This window comes from Flavobacterium terrisoli, from assembly GCF_030167905.1.
Classification (GTDB): Bacteria; Bacteroidota; Bacteroidia; order Flavobacteriales; family Flavobacteriaceae; genus Flavobacterium; species Flavobacterium terrisoli.
This window is the reverse complement of sequence record NZ_JARGNA010000003.1, coordinates 247711-262958: the sequence shown is the minus strand read 5'-3', so window position 1 is coordinate 262958 and position 15248 is coordinate 247711. Positions and strand designations below refer to the sequence as shown.

Sequence of the window (15248 nt, the reverse complement as noted above, 5' to 3'; positions counted from 1 at the left end):
TTATTTTAATAATTGAGCGGCATTTATCCATTGCCATATATGAAAACTACTTTGGTTATCGCCTTTGAAAAATTTATCCAGTTCCGATTCTAATTCTGCCTTATTGAACCATTGGTGCTGCTTTAGTTGATTTACTTCAGCAGTTACCCAATCTTTCAAATCCTCGGAAAGCCATTCCCGTTGTGGTGTTTGCAAAGGTCTTTTCGGGGCTAAAACTAAGTCTTTTTCCAGAAACTTCTCTGCTATTTTTCGCAACATCCATTTTTGAATGCCATTTTTGATTTTAAAAGCCGTTGGCCTGCTGAAAACATATTCCACCAATTCATAATCCAGGAACGGTTCGCGCAACTCCGTTCCGTATAACATCGAAACCCGGTCATTAAAGCGCAATGCTCTTGGGATTTTGGTGCAGAATAAATCTCGGTATTGAAGATTTAACAGTCCGTCTTCAAAAGGTTTCGGGTAATTTGTTTTGCTGTAATTTTTGGCAAAATCTCCATCCAGGACATTAGCTCTAAACGGCGATTTATGAACGCCCTGAATCGTACTTTGCGAATTGTTGATATAATAATCATAACCTGCCCAGGCCTCATCTGAACCCTGACCGTCTAGTAAAACCTTGACGCCTTTTTCGCCAGCCGTTTTAAAAATCCTGGAATAGGCAATGGTTGGAATTCCGCCATAAGGTTCTGCCTGATGTTGGGCTATTTTCAACGCCAAATCCGGAATTTCATTAGCGGTTAGCGGACAAATATTCAAATGATAAGGTCGTTTTTCCAACATTGATTTCACCCATGGCAATTCATCATATCGGTCATCGTGGGTGATAAAAGTAAAAGCTTCCACAGCCGATTTGTCAATATCCTGTTGGTCAATCAAAGCCAAAAGCGTACTCGAATCCAAACCACCGCTCAAATTAAATCCTACAGGAACATCCGCCCTGAAACGCAGATTGATGGCTTTGAGCAACAGATTGGTGATGTATTCTTCTTCGTTTTGTTCAAAATGATTTTGCCATTTGGCAATCTGCTCTTCAAAGAAATACCATTTCTTGATTTGCAGTTTTTGATTGGTCAACGTTAGGAAATGCCCGGCTTCAAGCTGTTGCACATTCGCCCAGAACGTTTCATTGGGTAATCCGTAACTGCCTTCGGAAAAGAAATTGAGCCAAACCTTGTCGTTTGGAACTTTAGCCACACCGGAAGCGAAAATGGTATTGATTTCTGAAGCAAAACAGAAATTATTTTGGTCAAAAAAATAATAAAATGGCTTTACGCCAAATCGGTCTCTGGCCGCAAAAAGCGATTGTTCTCTGATATTCCAGATGGCAAAAGAAAACATCCCATTGCATTGCTCCAAACACTTTTCGCCCCATTCACGGTAAGCATTGAGTAAAACTTCGGTGTCTGATTGTGTCTTAAAAATATATTTTGGCTGAAGTGATTTTCGCAATTCGAGGTAATTGTAAATCTCTCCATTGAAAATCATGATATAATTACCGCAATCACTAAAAAAAGGCTGATTTGCACCTTCAGACAAATCGATTATGCTCAACCGGTTGTGTCCAAACGCTACGGTATTATCCTTGACCCAATGATCTGTATGATCGGGACCGCGATGCTTTTGGGCTTCGAGCATTTTCAATATGGCTTGCTGACTGGCTTTCTGGCCTATGATTCCGACGATTCCACACATACTATAGGGTAATTATTTTTAAAAATTGGGCCGCTATAAAATCTTCGGTCATGGCCATCGATTCATAAGTAGCACCGGCAATATGAGGTGTAATGATTACGTTAAATCCATTTTGGGCCAATTGCACTAAAGGATTTTGAGCGATATTCTCCTTGTCAAATTCATTCTGCAAAACATCTGTGGCCAAGCCTGCAATTTTGTTTTCCCGAATTAGTTTGGCTACGCATTTTTCATCCCATACATTCCCACGGGAAGTGTTGATTAAAATAGCATTAGACTGGCAATGTTGCAACAATTCCTCATTTACATAGTTTTCATTATCCGCATTGTACGGAATATGAATGCTGACAATATCTGCCCAGGCAAACATTTCCTGCGGATTTGAAAAGTTTTTATAAGTATTGGTTTGGGAGATAACATCAAAATAACCAACGTTCATTCCGAAAGCTTCAGCAAAATGAGCGACTTGTTTGCCTACTCTGCCCAAACCGAGAATACCGATTTTTTTGCCGCGAAGGTTATTGCCCTTAAAGTTATCCCGGTTCCAGTTTCCCGATTTGACATCGGTGAATGACGACGGAATTCTTTTCAACAAAGCCAGCAACAAAGCCCAGGTATGTTCGGCTGTCGATGGAATCGAACCTAAAAAATCAACTTCACCTTTGAGCGAAATCACTTTTCCACCGCAAGTTTCAAAATAAGCGGTGTCTATGTGGTCTAAGCCAGTTGTTGCAGTTAAAATGTATTTTAGTTTCGGTGCTTTTTGGAGTATTTCTTTGGTCATTTTAAACCGAAGTCGGACAAACAAAACGTCAGCATCACCCATTTCGGCAACCAATTCTTCCTGAGAATTAAAATCATGCTGAACCACTTCAAAATGATTTTGAAGTTCGGCAATCGCTTTTGGGCTAAAATCCTGTGATTCGGTGATTAGAATTTTCATTTTTTCCATTCTTCGTAAAGCACGGCTGCTATTTTAAAATCTCTTGGCGAGTCGATATTGGCCAACCATTCTGTGTCCATTACATAAGGCATTTTGTTAGCTACCATAAAAGATTTCTCTTTGAGAAAAGCATTGGTTCTTATGGCATAAAAACAACCATTTCTGTAATACACCGGTTGTAAATCCTGTCTTCTCAACGTTTCTCCGTTGGTAACAAAAGAACTCAACTTTTGATCAATAATATTATACATTCTTGCCGGATGCAAATCATCCAATGGTACCACGCTGATGACAGCGTCAACCGCATTATTTTCTTCTAAAATGGTGATTACGTTGTCTAAATCCTGACCGGTTCGCAAAGGCGATGTCGGCTGGAGTAACACAATGATATCGTATGATTCACCAACATTTTGCAAAACGTGTTCCACTGCCGTAACCACATTACTGGTATCATCTGCCAGTTCTGCCGGTCTGAGGATAACTTCGCTTTGGTATTTTTGGGCTACTTCCGCAATTTCTTCAGAATCTGTGGTTACAATTATTTTTGTGGTTTTAGTCGAATCTTTAGCACAATCAATCGCATGCGCAATCAAAGGCTTATCTCCCAATAATTTGATGTTTTTTTTGGGAACGCCTTTTGAACCGCCGCGGGCCGGAATGATGACTAAAACTTTATTTTTCATTATTTATAATTGCCTTTTTTGTGTTTGAAAGGAATTAGGAAAAAATTATACTTTACCCTAATGTTGGTATACCAAGTCTCAAAAGCTATTTTTATCGCCCACGGAATTGATTTAAAAACGTTAAAAATAAAGGAAGCCGTTGATGTTGGTGCTATGCCGTCAACCTGATATTTAGAAATGGTATCCCGAATGACTGTATCCAATTTGTTTATTTTGTTGTAAATGAAATAACATGGAACATTGGAATAAATGGTATAACCGCTTTTGAAGGCATCCAAACACCAGAGCTTTTCTTCATTCGATCGTATGGTTTCATTAAACTTGATTTTTTCAGCCACACTTTTGCGGACTGCGGAACAATTGGCAACTAACAGATTAGGCCAATCTTTTGAATGGTCATAATTCTCCGCATTGAGTTTTACGATATCATAGAGTGATTGTTCTATTTGCTTGCCATTCGCCACCGGCGTACATCGGACTCCGGCTACTTTTTCATCTTCAAAATAGGAAACCAATTTGGCCGAAAAATCATTCGACAAAAGGATATTATGCGAACTCAACAACAACACAATTTCATAACTGCAATGTTGGATTCCGAAGTTGAGTGCATAACCATAACTAAATTTTCTATCGAGTTCAACAACTTTGCATCCGTATTTAAGGGCAATTTCTACCGAATTGTCTGTAGAATGATCATCAATAAATACGATTTCATATGGAACCGTGAACTGCTGATTGCTGATGCTTTTTAGGGTTTTGTCTAAATACCTGGCTTCATTTTTATTTCTGATCAGAATGGATATCATGACAGGCTGTATTTAGTAAGTAATCGTTTTGTGGAACTGCAACGGCAATTTTTTGAGCAGTTCCGCTATTTTGATTCCGGCATCGCCACCGCCATATACATCCGATTTTGCCCTGTTGTTTTGGTTCAAAATACTGGTGATTGCTTCAACAATTTCATTTTCATCGTAAGTCACATCGACTACATTTTCCCCACGGTCACGGCGATTTTGACGTGAACCGATATTGATGGTCGGAACGCCAAGATAAGCACATTCCCTGATGCCTACGCTCGAATTGCCTACAAGGCAAAGCGAAGAATGCAACAGGTTTAGGAAATCATCACCTTCCATATTTTTAAAGAAATGGACGTTTTCCATTTTATATTTTTCACGGAATGAACGGATTCCGGTAGAAGTTCCATCGGCTCCGGCATCAACATTAGGCCAAAACCAAAGCGTTGGCTTGTTTATTTTTTGAATCGCTCTCAATGTTGCTTCGATGTGTTTTCGGGAATCCTGATATTCATTGGTCACAGGATGCTGCATCACCACGATGTAACCGTTGCTCAAATCGGGTTGCGAACCAACGCCACCATATTTCTCATACGGATTAAAAGTGAGTGCGTTATTTTTAGCCACTTCCTGTGCAATGTCAATCGAAGGGCAACCGGTATTGAAAACCATTTGGGCATTTTCACCCAACTGAATCACTCTTTGCTTGGCATTTTCGGAAGCCACAAAATGATAATCGGCTAATTTGGTAATGGCATGTCTGACCTTCTCATCAATATTTCCGGTTACTTCGCCACCTTGAATGTGTGCCAAAGGAATATTCATATAGGAAGCAGAAATCGCGGTAGCCATCGTTTCAAATCGGTCGGCAACCGTTACCACAATATCCGGGCGAAGATTATCAAAAACTGTTGAGAGTTCGAGTATTCCGATTCCGGTGGTTTTCGCTGCAGCGGTAAGGTTTTCGCCTTCCAGTACGTTGAACACTTTGGCGGCAATTTCGAAACCGTCTTTTTCAATATAATTCACCGCACTTCCATATCTGTCGAGCAAAGCGGAAGCCGCAACGATAAGCTGCAACTCGAGTTCGGGATGCTTTTTGATAGCAGTCAAAACAGTTTTAACTCGGCTATAAGATGGTCTTGCTGTGATAACGACAGCTATTTTTCGGGTTGTACTCATGCTAAATCTTCTTCATTCAAAAAATCCCATTGGGACTTATTGCTATTCAGTTGTCGCCCGATTACTTTTTCAAAATCGGCTGCGGAAATACCATAACCTTTTGGTTTTTTACTTTCCAAATCGGCAAACGTAATGGCATGTCCTTGTGGTAAATTTTTATTGATAGCCAATGATTTTTCAAAGATGGATTTGAGTTCCCTGAAATTGTCATTGCTGTTTTTATCTATCGGATGGTTTTGCGCCAAGTGAACCTCATTCACTGCTTCCACCAATTGTTTTGTTTCTTCTAAAGTCAGCGATGCTATCGCATCGGGGCCAAACATCGAGCGGTCAAAAACCACATGGAATTCTAAAATTTCTGCGCCCAAAGCCACAGCGGCAATTCCGGTAGCGGTTTTAGCTGAATGGTCTGAAAAACCAATCGGCACATTATATCTTGCCTTTAATTCGGTTATGACATTGAGTCCGTATTGCTCGGGTTTTGTCGGATATGCGGTGGTACATTGCAATATCGAAAATTGGGATTTTTTACTTTTCAAAAAATCAACCGTTTTGTCCAATTCGGCAAAACTGCTCATGCCTGAGGAGATAATAATTGGTTTTCCGGTTTGGGTAATTTTTTCCAATAACAGAAAATTATTGACTTCACCTGAGCCTATTTTATAGGTGTGAATTCCAACTTCCTCCAGCCAATCTACAGCTAGATTACTGAATGGCGAACAGATGAAATCTAAACCAACTTCATCACAATGCTGCTTGATTCCTTTCCATTGCTCAAGCGTGAATTCCATTCTTTTCCAATAATCATAACGCGTTGCATCTTCTTTGGAGAATTTGACACGAAACGGTTCATGAATACTGCTTTCGGCTTCGGCGATGTGCATTTGGAACTTAATCGCCTGAACTCCGGTTTTGGCCACCGCGTCGATATAGGAATGCAGAATTCCCAAACTACCTTCGTGAGCTTGTGCAATTTCGGCAATTAAATAGGGTTTGTTGTTCATCAAAATCGATTGTAATGGAAGTAAAAATAACTATTTTTCCGGTTTCCAATATATTTTTGCCTCGTTTAATTTGCCGTAAGCGGCATATTCTTCTGAAGTTAGTGCGTTTCGGTGTTTAATCAATTTTGGCATGGCCAAAAACAAATCGATTATGGCTAAAAACAAAGGTGGAATTACCTTGAAATTGCCTCTGAAAATTTTGGTTTTGCCCTGCATCCAAAGCGAATAAGCCAGCTTTTTTGGAATCACAGACAAAGGAAAAAACAAAAAATAAGTATACCAATCGGCGCGAATCGCTCTTCGGTAACGAAAGGCAAAAGCACTATTGTCATTGGCTCTTTCCTTTAAGTCAACGCGATGCTGGACTAAAATATCGGGAACATACTGCACTTCCCATTTGGTTTTAAACAATTGGAAGGAAGCAAAATTTTCTTCTCCGTAAAATTCAAACCATTCCGGATAATTGGGAATTTCCCGCCAGGCTTTCATCCGCCAAACGTGTCCACAACCAATAAAACTCTTTACTTTTTGAGTCACATCATCACTTTGTTGATTGTCCGGCGGCGTTTTACTCCAAAAAATCCGGGCGGCGATTAAGCCACAATTTGGGTTTTCAGAGAAAAAACGGGTTATAATTTCTGTTGGGTTCTGAGTCAGGAAATGCGCATCGTCATCGAGTGAAATGGCATAATCCGCTTCGGTTTCATTAAGCATTCGATTGCGGCAATACATATACCCTTTCGAAGTTTCATTTCTGTGCAATGTAATTTGGGGAAATTGCTGTCTTACTTTTTCACAAGTGCCATCAGTTGAACCATCATCAAAAACAAGGCAGGAAACATTTTCATTGAGCAGGGGCATCACCTTTCCCAATGAGAAAAGCAAGTCTTCGCAACGGTTTTTGGTAGAGATTAAAACGGAAACCTTTGGATTTTGTAGCGACATTTGGAAAAAGTTTAAGGCTTAAATCTCTTGTAATTCTACCATTTTGGAAAAAACAGGTGATTTTTTGACCAAATCCTGGAAGTTGCCTTCTGCGTCAATTCGGCCATTTTTCAACAGAAGAATAGTGTCTGCACTTTTGATGGTAGACAATCTGTGGGCAATAATAATGATGGTTAATGAACCTTTTATCCTGTCTATACTTTCCTGAATGAGCTTTTCAGTTTGGGAATCCAAGGCCGAAGTGGCTTCGTCAAGGATTAGGATTTCAGTGTCTTTGAATAATTCCCTGGCAATGGAAAGTCGTTGCCGCTGACCGCCGGACATCACAACACCGTTATCTCCCAGCATGATATCTTCTTTGGAATTGCTTCTTTCTAAAAACTCCTGTAGGTCAACCTTTTCGATTACCGATTTGAATTTTGCTAAATTATGTTCGTTTTTCTGTGACCAAAACGTCACATTGTTAAATAAAGTATCATTAAAAACAACTGTTTCCTGTGAAATCAATCCGATTTTACTTCGGTATGTGTTGATGTTATAGCTATCCAAACTCACATTATCGATGAGAATCTGGCCTTGGTTTGGCACCAACAATCCCGACAGCAGATTGACAAAAGTGGTTTTTCCTGAACCACTTTTCCCTACAATGGCAATGGTTTTATTTTTGTTAATCGTGTAGTTGATATCGTCCAATACTTTGCTTTCGCTTGAATATTCAAAAGAAACATTGTCAAACTTAATCTCATTGGTAAAACCATTAAACTGATTGCCTCTTAAATTTTCGGCTTCAGATCTGAGTTGGGTTTTAAATTCGGTGATGTGTTGAACAGAACCAACATATTTCAGGAATGCCGTCCAGCTCAACTGCACGCTCATAAGGCTATTAAAAGCCCTGTAAAAGAACAGTAAACTTGGTAAAACAGAACTCAAGGTACCGCCAATAACATTCACCTGAACAAAGATGGCAATCACCAAAAAGAAAACAACAATAGGTTCCCTGATGGATAAAACCCTGGCGCTGATTTTCCCGATTTTTAATTGGTCATCTTCAATTTCGACGATTGATTCTTCCAGTTTTTTGGAGTAAATCGGCATCGTCGCCGTTGATTTCAAATACTTGAAATTATTTACCTGTTGCATCAAAAGACTGGCCAACATCCCATTTTTATTGGCAATGGAGAAAGACAATGCTTTGGAGTTGCTGTAGAATCTTTGGAACAAAACTTTGGAAATCCAACCACCAAAAATAATGATCAGGGTAAATTTAGAATTGACCCAAAAAGACATTGAAATATAAACAATGATAAAAATGGAGTTTTGAATCACCGATATATAATGCGTGTAGGCATTGTTCACGTTGACTACTTCGGTGGTCAGTGAGTTTTGAATGGTTCCTAAATCGGTGGAGATGAATTTGGAATACTTAAGGTTTGAAATCAAATTCAACAGTTCGATTCTTATCTTTTTTACAAAATAGGAATTGACTAAATTTCTGAAATACACATCCAAATACCTGAAAACTGCTTTTAGCACAAAAAAGAAAACCATCAAAAACAGCACGCTGTTAATTGTTGGCGATAAATTGAGCAGTTCCAAAAAGGAAACAAAGTAATGACTTAGCTTGTTGCTATTGGTCGCATTGGCACTTTGGGAAGCGACTTCAAAAAGCGGAATGAACATTGACAGACTCAATGCATCGAGCAGACTTACAAAAAAACTGAAAAGAACAACGTATAAAAGTTTAGTTTTTAGATAGCTGTAAAAAAAAAACAGATGTTCGAAATTAGTTTTTAGAAATTGTATCGCCTTTCTCTTAATCATTTTTAGATTGATAATTATCAAGCCATTTCAGGTATTCATTACCGGTTCGTGACTTGCAATTGGTTTCCAAATTTAGAAAAAGAAAACGACAATTTTATTAAAAAAAATAATCTATTTTTGTATAAAAGATTCCATATTTTGATTTTCTTCCAAAGAAACAAGCCATTTTTATGTGATTTAATTCCAAACAATCACATCGATATACATTCCCATTTACTTCCCGGTATTGATGATGGTGCTGCGAGTATTGAAGATACTGCAACGCTCATTGAAGGCATGAAGCAAATGGGCATTACCAAGTTTATCACCACACCGCACGTGATGGGCGAAGTATGGCAAAATACCCGAACGCAAATTGAAGACAAATTAAAAAATACCATAGAAGAGTTAACTGTACCTGAGATTGGGCATAATTTCAAAGCAGCTGCAGAATACATGATTGATTCAGAGTTCAGGGAGCTTTTTATTCATGAAAAATTACTGACTTTAAAGGAAAACTATGTTCTTGTTGAAATATCCTATTTAAATCCGCCGATACAACTTTATGATATCCTGTTTGAGCTTCAAATTGCCGGATACCAACCCGTTTTGGCACATCCTGAACGTTATGGCTTTTACCATCATTCCATTGAGAAGTACAAAAAATTAAAGAAAGCCGGTTGTCTTTTTCAATTGAACATGCTTTCCACAACAGGTTATTATGGTCAGCGTGTTGCCAGGATTTCAGATCTTTTATTAAAAGAACAACTGATTGATTTTGTGGGCTCAGATGTTCACCACGCGAGACATTTGGAGTTTATGCAAAAAAAAATTGTCCTGAAAAACCATGATTTTTTAAAATCTGCTTTCCAGAACAATTCTTTTTTTGATTTCTAAATCCTTATTTTTTAAAGATGGATAAAATTCGTTTTAAGAATGACTTTTTACCTTCGGTTTCATTGTCATAGCCATAACCATAACCATAAGCATAGCTATAACTGTATTTGTAACCATAACCTCTTCCATAACCTTTATAGTTAGAACCTACGTTATTAATGACATAAGCCATGTTTTTCAGTTTGCCTCTATTGCTCAAATCTACTGAGAACTCCAAGATATTTTTAGGCGTAAAGTCGGCTCTTACAACGTATAACGTTGTATCAACAAGATGAGAAATAACCAGTGTATCGGTCACCAATAATGTTGGCGGCGTATCAACGATGATGTAATCGTACTCTTTTTTAGCTTCCGCAATTAAGGTTTCAAGCCTTCCGTTAGAAAGTAATTCTGCAGGGTTTGGCGGAATTACACCCGACATGATGATATCCAGATTCTCAATTCCGTTCATGTTTTTCTTAACAATTGAGTGCCAATCGATTGACATATCGTGCAGATAGTTTTGCAATCCTTTGTCATTCTTTTTAACATTCAGGTAATTGTGCAACTGAGGATTACGCATATCAGCTCCAATCAATAAAACCTTTTTGTTCATTATCGAAAAGGAAATCGATAAATTCAATGCGGTAAACGTTTTTCCTTCTCCTTTGATGGTTGAAGTTACCATTAATGTCTGACCTGATTTTTCCTTTTGCAACGGGAAAATATAGGTCAGGTTGGTTCTTAAAATCCTAAAGGTTTCTCCCAACAAAGACCTGTCATTGACACTGGTTAGTTTCACCTCAGAATCAATGTGTGGCACTTCAGAAAGAATGATTTTGTTTTTGGTCAGTTTCAGAATGTCTTCTTTGGTATGCAATTTATCATCCAACAAGAATCCTGTGTAAATAATCAGAAAAGGGATCAAAAGACCGATAAGCAATGCACCTAAATAAAAAGCGCCTCTTTTTGGTGCAATTGGCGCTGCATTGGTCATCGCATAATCAACCACTTTCAATGAAGAAGATGTAATCGCCAAATTCACCGCTGCTTCTTCTCTTTTTTGCAAAAGAAGGATATACAACGATTCTTTAATCGCACGCTGTCTTTCTATGGAATTCAGGACTTTCTCATTAATTGGAATAGCGCTAAATTTCTGAGTGTTTGTTCTTTTGATGAAATTATTTTGGGAAAGCGAAGTTTGCAACTCCTGCTGATAGGTTTTGATAGATTCTAAAATGTTTCTTTGAAGTTCTATCAATTTACTGTTAAGGATTCTGATTTTAGGATTGTTATCTCCTGCACTAACCAAAAATCGGTCACGTTCTAAAACGACAGTGTTAAAATCTGCAATTAAGCCATTAACATTACCATTGCTAACACCTAAGTTTGTCGGAAGCAAATTCAGTTTCTTATCTGATCTTACCGTTTGTTCCAAAAGTTTGGATAATTCAATTTGGGTTTCCGTCGCAAAAACATCGTTATTGGATGTAATTTTTCCTGAAGTTGCTGTAGAAGCATCGGCTTCAATGAAAGTCAGTTCGTTGCTTTGCTTATAACTGGCTTTGTTAGATTCTATGGAATCCAATTCTCTTTCCAAAGATCTGAAACGGTCATTGACAAACTCAATCGTTCTTTCAGAAACCAATCTTCTGTCGTTCAAACCATCTATGTCAAACTGTTTGATCAATTGGTTTAGTATGGCTTCTGATTTGTCTTTATTTCCGCCCGAAATAGATATGTTTAGGATGTCAGAGTTCTCATTGCTGTTGACAATCGTCAAACTATTTGACAGTCCAATCACTAAAGTGTTGATTGGGATATGACGAATCGAGTATTTTTTCTCTTGCAATTTGTTTAACTTGGCGCCAACCTGAAGGTCTAACCTATAAGGAACTCCCTTAATCTTTTGAATAGTACCAAAATTGTAGATTTTATCGCTATCAGTTGAATTGACAAGTTTATAACCTCCATCTACAATTTCAATATCAAACGAAATATTTTTGTCTTCCATGTTCAAGGACGAATCCAACCATGTAATGGCAAAAGGCCTGTTTTTCCAGATTTCGACATTATTAAAATACCCTATGGAATAATACTGGGTCGTCAAATCGAGACTTCTGGCTACCTGTTCAACTAACCTATGGGATTTTAAAACTTCAATTTGATTGTCAAGATTGACTTTTGACTTACCGATTCCTGTAAAGCCGGAATTCGGCAGCACAAAGGTGTTTTTGGAATCATCGATGATTCTGATATTGGCTTTGGTCTCATAAATAGGCAACGTATGGTTCAAATAGTAATTGACAATTAGAAGGCAAACCAAGGCCGATAATAAAAACCAATACCAAAATCTTACGTATCTGAATATTTGACTGATGACATTTAGATTGTTCTCATCCCTTTGGGATTCAAAATGAAGATTTTCCATCGAATTAGTTTTTTAACAATAAATATACAGTAATTCCAAAGGAAACTATCCCTAAAGTTGTTCCTATACTATTCAAATAACCGGAAGCCATGATTTTAGGTCCATTTGGATTTACAATAATGATATCGTTTTGCTTCACGTAATAGTACGGACTATTAAACCAGTTAGAAGAAGTCAGATCCAAATGAATATAAGTTCTCACTCCATTTACTTCTCTTATCAGCAAAACATCTTTTCTAACCCCATTAATTGTTAAGTCGCCGGCATAACCAATGGCTTGGTTTAGAGAGATATTCTGTTCGTCAAAAGCATAAGTACCCGGTTGCTTAACTTCGCCCAGAACCGTTACCTTGCTATTGATGATTCTAACACTTACTGTCGGCTCTTTGATATAGCCAAAATCAATCAGCCTTTTAGCCAATAAATCCTGAACTTCGTCGGTACTTTTTCCAACAACATTGATTTTACCCAATAACGGGAAAATGATGTTTCCTTCCTGTGAAACCAAGTATCCCTGAATTTTATACGATTCTATATTGACATTTCCATTTCCGTTGCTGCTGTTGGTAATATTAAACGGATCAGCTGATTCCTGTATAATGGCCGAAACCTTAATATACAATATGTCATTAATCTGAACATTACTGGATAAATAGCTAATTTGGTCTTGGGAATTATTTTGTATGTCTTGATAATATAAAATATCTTTTTTGTTGGCGCAGGAAACCAAAAGAATTGACACTATTATAAAGAGCAATAACTTTTTAATCATTTTATAGAAATTTGTGAGTTATTATTAAATCAACTAATATTTTAAGATTGCAAATCTACAATATGATTTTATAAATCATATTGTAATATAAAGATTTATTAGTAGTTTGTGTAAAGAAGCTGCAAGAACTAATTTTTCACATTGACATTATCCAATGCTTCATAAACAGAATTCAGGCTCTTGTATTCGGGAACTATTTTTTTCATTTTGGACACAATCGTGTGATTCGGTTTGACTTTAGCAGTTTCAATCAGTAAATTTATTGAACTGTTTAAATCATCATGGTGATGAAACTCGTCTTGCGAAATCATAATTTTGGTGTTGTGTGTCGGTAAAGTTTTTGAAGTATCATTGAGTAATTCTTCATATAATTTTTCACCGGGTCTGAGTCCGATAATCTTGATTTTGATTTCATTATCGGGCGTAAATCCAGCTAAACGAATCATTTTCTTAGCCAAATCAATAATTTTAACCGGCTGACCCATATCAAAAATATAAATTTCTCCGCCCTGACCCATTGCTCCGGCTTCCAAAACCAACTGGCACGCTTCCGGAATAGTCATAAAATATCGGATGATTTCAGGATGTGTAATGGTAATGGGACCACCGGCCTGAATTTGCCTGGTGAACAAAGGAACTACAGAACCGTTGGAGCCAAGTACATTTCCGAATCTGGTGGTGATGAACTTGGTACAGTTTTTAGGGTTTTCATTCTTTAATTTATAATCCAGTGACTGTACATATTTTTCGGCAATTCGCTTGCTGGCACCCATAACATTACTCGGATTTACCGCTTTGTCCGTAGAAACCATTACAAAGTTTTTGACATTATACTTTGCAGACAAATCGGCTAAATTTCGGGTTCCCATAACATTATTCAAAATCGCCTGTGCCGGATTCTCTTCCATCAATGGTACATGCTTATAAGCGGCAGCATGGTAAACCACTTCCGGCTTGTGCTTTATGAAAACCTGTTCTACTTCGTCAATATTCTTAATATCGGAAATGATATTGATGGTTTCCACGTCCGGATCCAAACTGGAAATTTCCAGGCTAAGATTGTGCAATGGAGTTTCAGCCTGATCTAAAACAATAATCTTTTTAGGCTTAAACAAAATCACCTGGCGCACAATTTCACTTCCGATGGAACCGGCAGCACCGGTCACTAAAATGGTTTTGTTATGCAACTGCTTCGAGATTGAATTGTTGTCTAAAACGATTGGTTTACGCTCCAACAAATCAAGAATTTCGAAGTTTTTAATCTTTTTGGAGATTTCTTTTTGGTCTTCTAAATCATTTAAAAGCGGAATGGTAAATACCTTAAAATTGTATTCCAAACAATCTTCAATGATTTGGGAACGCTCATCTTTTGAAATGGATTTATCGGCAAATATCAGGGCATCGGCATCCATTGTTCTCAAAACTGTGATTACATTCCCGGTAAAAATCGGTAAATTATGAATCCTCTTCGTTGTGTTTTGGGCAGACTTATCCATGAACCCAATCACTTTAAATCGTTTTGGAGATTCTGACTGCAGCGAGTTGGCCAAAGCAATCGCATTCACATCAGACCCGAAGATCAAGGCTTTGGTGAGGTTGTCTGTATTTTTATTATTAAAATAATGTTCAAAAGTATACTTCACCACTATTCTGTAAAAGAATAAGAAACAAAAGGATATTATTCCGTTTATCACCAATCCGGTGGTTAGGAAAAACTTATTATTCCAATAAATAAACGCGGAATAATTGATTGATATTAAAACCGCAATAGAGAAAAACTGCGAGAAAAATAATTTTAAGGCATCAACTTGTGATGAGTGTCTTATGACTCCTGAATAGGTTCTGAAAATCCAAAAGAAAAAAATATTGACAAAAAAGTAGAGCGGTGTTGAAATGGAAAGATTTTCATATCTGATGTACTTCAGCTTTATCCCGTCAAAAATGAAATAAGTCATGAATCCGCCTAAAAATATCATGGTGATATCCAAAAGCAATACCATCCATCTGGGCAGATAACTTAAATTCTCTAACTTAAATCCAAATTGAAGTTCGGAAAAATAGTTTCTTAAATCTGATAAATATCTTTTTTCTTTATTGTTACTCAACGCTTATTCAAAAAT

Annotated in this window: 12 protein-coding genes; 1 reads left to right on the top strand and 11 read right to left on the bottom strand. The window is 37.6% G+C overall.

What is annotated here, in order from left to right; genetic code table 11:
• From asnB to P1K33_RS05170, 8 genes are read right to left on the bottom strand one after another with little or no spacing between them, the layout of a single operon-like run.
• Complete coding sequence (gene asnB / locus P1K33_RS05205) at nucleotides 1-1695, bottom strand: asparagine synthase (glutamine-hydrolyzing) (RefSeq protein WP_284651834.1); 1695 nt, start codon at nucleotides 1693-1695, stop codon at nucleotides 1-3.
• Between the two features lies 1 nt (nucleotide 1696).
• Nucleotides 1697-2638 (bottom strand): NAD(P)-dependent oxidoreductase, encoded by a 942-nt coding sequence (locus tag P1K33_RS05200; protein ID WP_284651833.1) that lies wholly within the window; start codon nucleotides 2636-2638, stop codon nucleotides 1697-1699.
• Nucleotides 2635-3321 (bottom strand): acylneuraminate cytidylyltransferase family protein, encoded by a 687-nt coding sequence (locus P1K33_RS05195; protein WP_284651832.1) that lies wholly within the window; start codon nucleotides 3319-3321, stop codon nucleotides 2635-2637. Before P1K33_RS05195 ends, P1K33_RS05200 begins: the two co-directional genes overlap by 4 nt.
• Nucleotides 3321-4127: a glycosyltransferase family 2 protein gene (locus P1K33_RS05190; protein ID WP_284651831.1), complete on the bottom strand. Its 807-nt coding sequence runs from the start codon at nucleotides 4125-4127 to the stop codon at nucleotides 3321-3323. Before P1K33_RS05190 ends, P1K33_RS05195 begins: the two co-directional genes overlap by 1 nt.
• Nucleotides 4128-4139: 12 nt before the next feature.
• Nucleotides 4140-5300 (bottom strand): UDP-N-acetylglucosamine 2-epimerase, encoded by a 1161-nt coding sequence (gene neuC, locus P1K33_RS05185; protein ID WP_284651830.1) that lies wholly within the window; start codon nucleotides 5298-5300, stop codon nucleotides 4140-4142.
• The gene (locus tag P1K33_RS05180) at nucleotides 5297-6304 is read right to left on the bottom strand and encodes an N-acetylneuraminate synthase family protein (RefSeq protein ID WP_284651829.1); all 1008 of its coding nucleotides are present in this window, start codon (nucleotides 6302-6304) and stop codon (nucleotides 5297-5299) included. Before P1K33_RS05180 ends, neuC begins: the two co-directional genes overlap by 4 nt.
• 30 nt (nucleotides 6305-6334) lie before the next feature.
• Complete coding sequence (locus P1K33_RS05175; RefSeq protein WP_284651828.1) at nucleotides 6335-7249, bottom strand: glycosyltransferase family 2 protein; 915 nt, start codon at nucleotides 7247-7249, stop codon at nucleotides 6335-6337.
• Nucleotides 7250-7267: 18 nt separating this feature from the next.
• Nucleotides 7268-9070, bottom strand: coding sequence for an ABC transporter ATP-binding protein (locus P1K33_RS05170; RefSeq protein WP_284651827.1), 1803 nt, complete (start codon nucleotides 9068-9070; stop codon nucleotides 7268-7270).
• 117 nt (nucleotides 9071-9187) lie between these two features.
• Between P1K33_RS05170 and P1K33_RS05165 the strand changes: the two genes are divergently transcribed.
• Nucleotides 9188-9946, top strand: coding sequence for a tyrosine-protein phosphatase (locus tag P1K33_RS05165; protein WP_284651826.1), 759 nt, complete (start codon nucleotides 9188-9190; stop codon nucleotides 9944-9946).
• Nucleotides 9947-9950: 4 nt separating this feature from the next.
• Here P1K33_RS05165 and P1K33_RS05160 read toward each other — a convergent pair whose 3' ends face one another.
• The 3 genes from P1K33_RS05160 to P1K33_RS05150 form a co-directional block, all read right to left on the bottom strand.
• The gene (locus P1K33_RS05160; protein ID WP_284651824.1) at nucleotides 9951-12356 is read right to left on the bottom strand and encodes an exopolysaccharide transport family protein; all 2406 of its coding nucleotides are present in this window, start codon (nucleotides 12354-12356) and stop codon (nucleotides 9951-9953) included.
• Between the two features lie 4 nt (nucleotides 12357-12360).
• Entirely contained in the window at nucleotides 12361-13128 is a 768-nt protein-coding gene (locus P1K33_RS05155; protein ID WP_284651823.1) for a polysaccharide biosynthesis/export family protein, read from the bottom strand.
• Between the two features lie 128 nt (nucleotides 13129-13256).
• Entirely contained in the window at nucleotides 13257-15233 is a 1977-nt protein-coding gene (locus P1K33_RS05150; RefSeq protein WP_284651821.1) for a polysaccharide biosynthesis protein, read from the bottom strand.
• Between the last annotated feature and the right edge of the window lie 15 nt (nucleotides 15234-15248).

Coding starts and splice junctions, on each gene's coding strand:
- P1K33_RS05190 (WP_284651831.1), bottom strand. CDS start 4,127: ATGATATCCATTCTGATCAGAAATAAAAATGAAGCCAGGTATTTAGAC.
- P1K33_RS05170 (WP_284651827.1), bottom strand. CDS start 9,070: ATGATTAAGAGAAAGGCGATACAATTTCTAAAAACTAATTTCGAACAT.
- P1K33_RS05175 (WP_284651828.1), bottom strand. CDS start 7,249: ATGTCGCTACAAAATCCAAAGGTTTCCGTTTTAATCTCTACCAAAAAC.
- P1K33_RS05200 (WP_284651833.1), bottom strand. CDS start 2,638: ATGAAAATTCTAATCACCGAATCACAGGATTTTAGCCCAAAAGCGATT.
- neuC (WP_284651830.1), bottom strand. CDS start 5,300: ATGAGTACAACCCGAAAAATAGCTGTCGTTATCACAGCAAGACCATCT.
- asnB (WP_284651834.1), bottom strand. CDS start 1,695: ATGTGTGGAATCGTCGGAATCATAGGCCAGAAAGCCAGTCAGCAAGCC.
- P1K33_RS05160 (WP_284651824.1), bottom strand. CDS start 12,356: ATGGAAAATCTTCATTTTGAATCCCAAAGGGATGAGAACAATCTAAAT.
- P1K33_RS05180 (WP_284651829.1), bottom strand. CDS start 6,304: ATGAACAACAAACCCTATTTAATTGCCGAAATTGCACAAGCTCACGAA.
- P1K33_RS05155 (WP_284651823.1), bottom strand. CDS start 13,128: ATGATTAAAAAGTTATTGCTCTTTATAATAGTGTCAATTCTTTTGGTT.
- P1K33_RS05195 (WP_284651832.1), bottom strand. CDS start 3,321: ATGAAAAATAAAGTTTTAGTCATCATTCCGGCCCGCGGCGGTTCAAAA.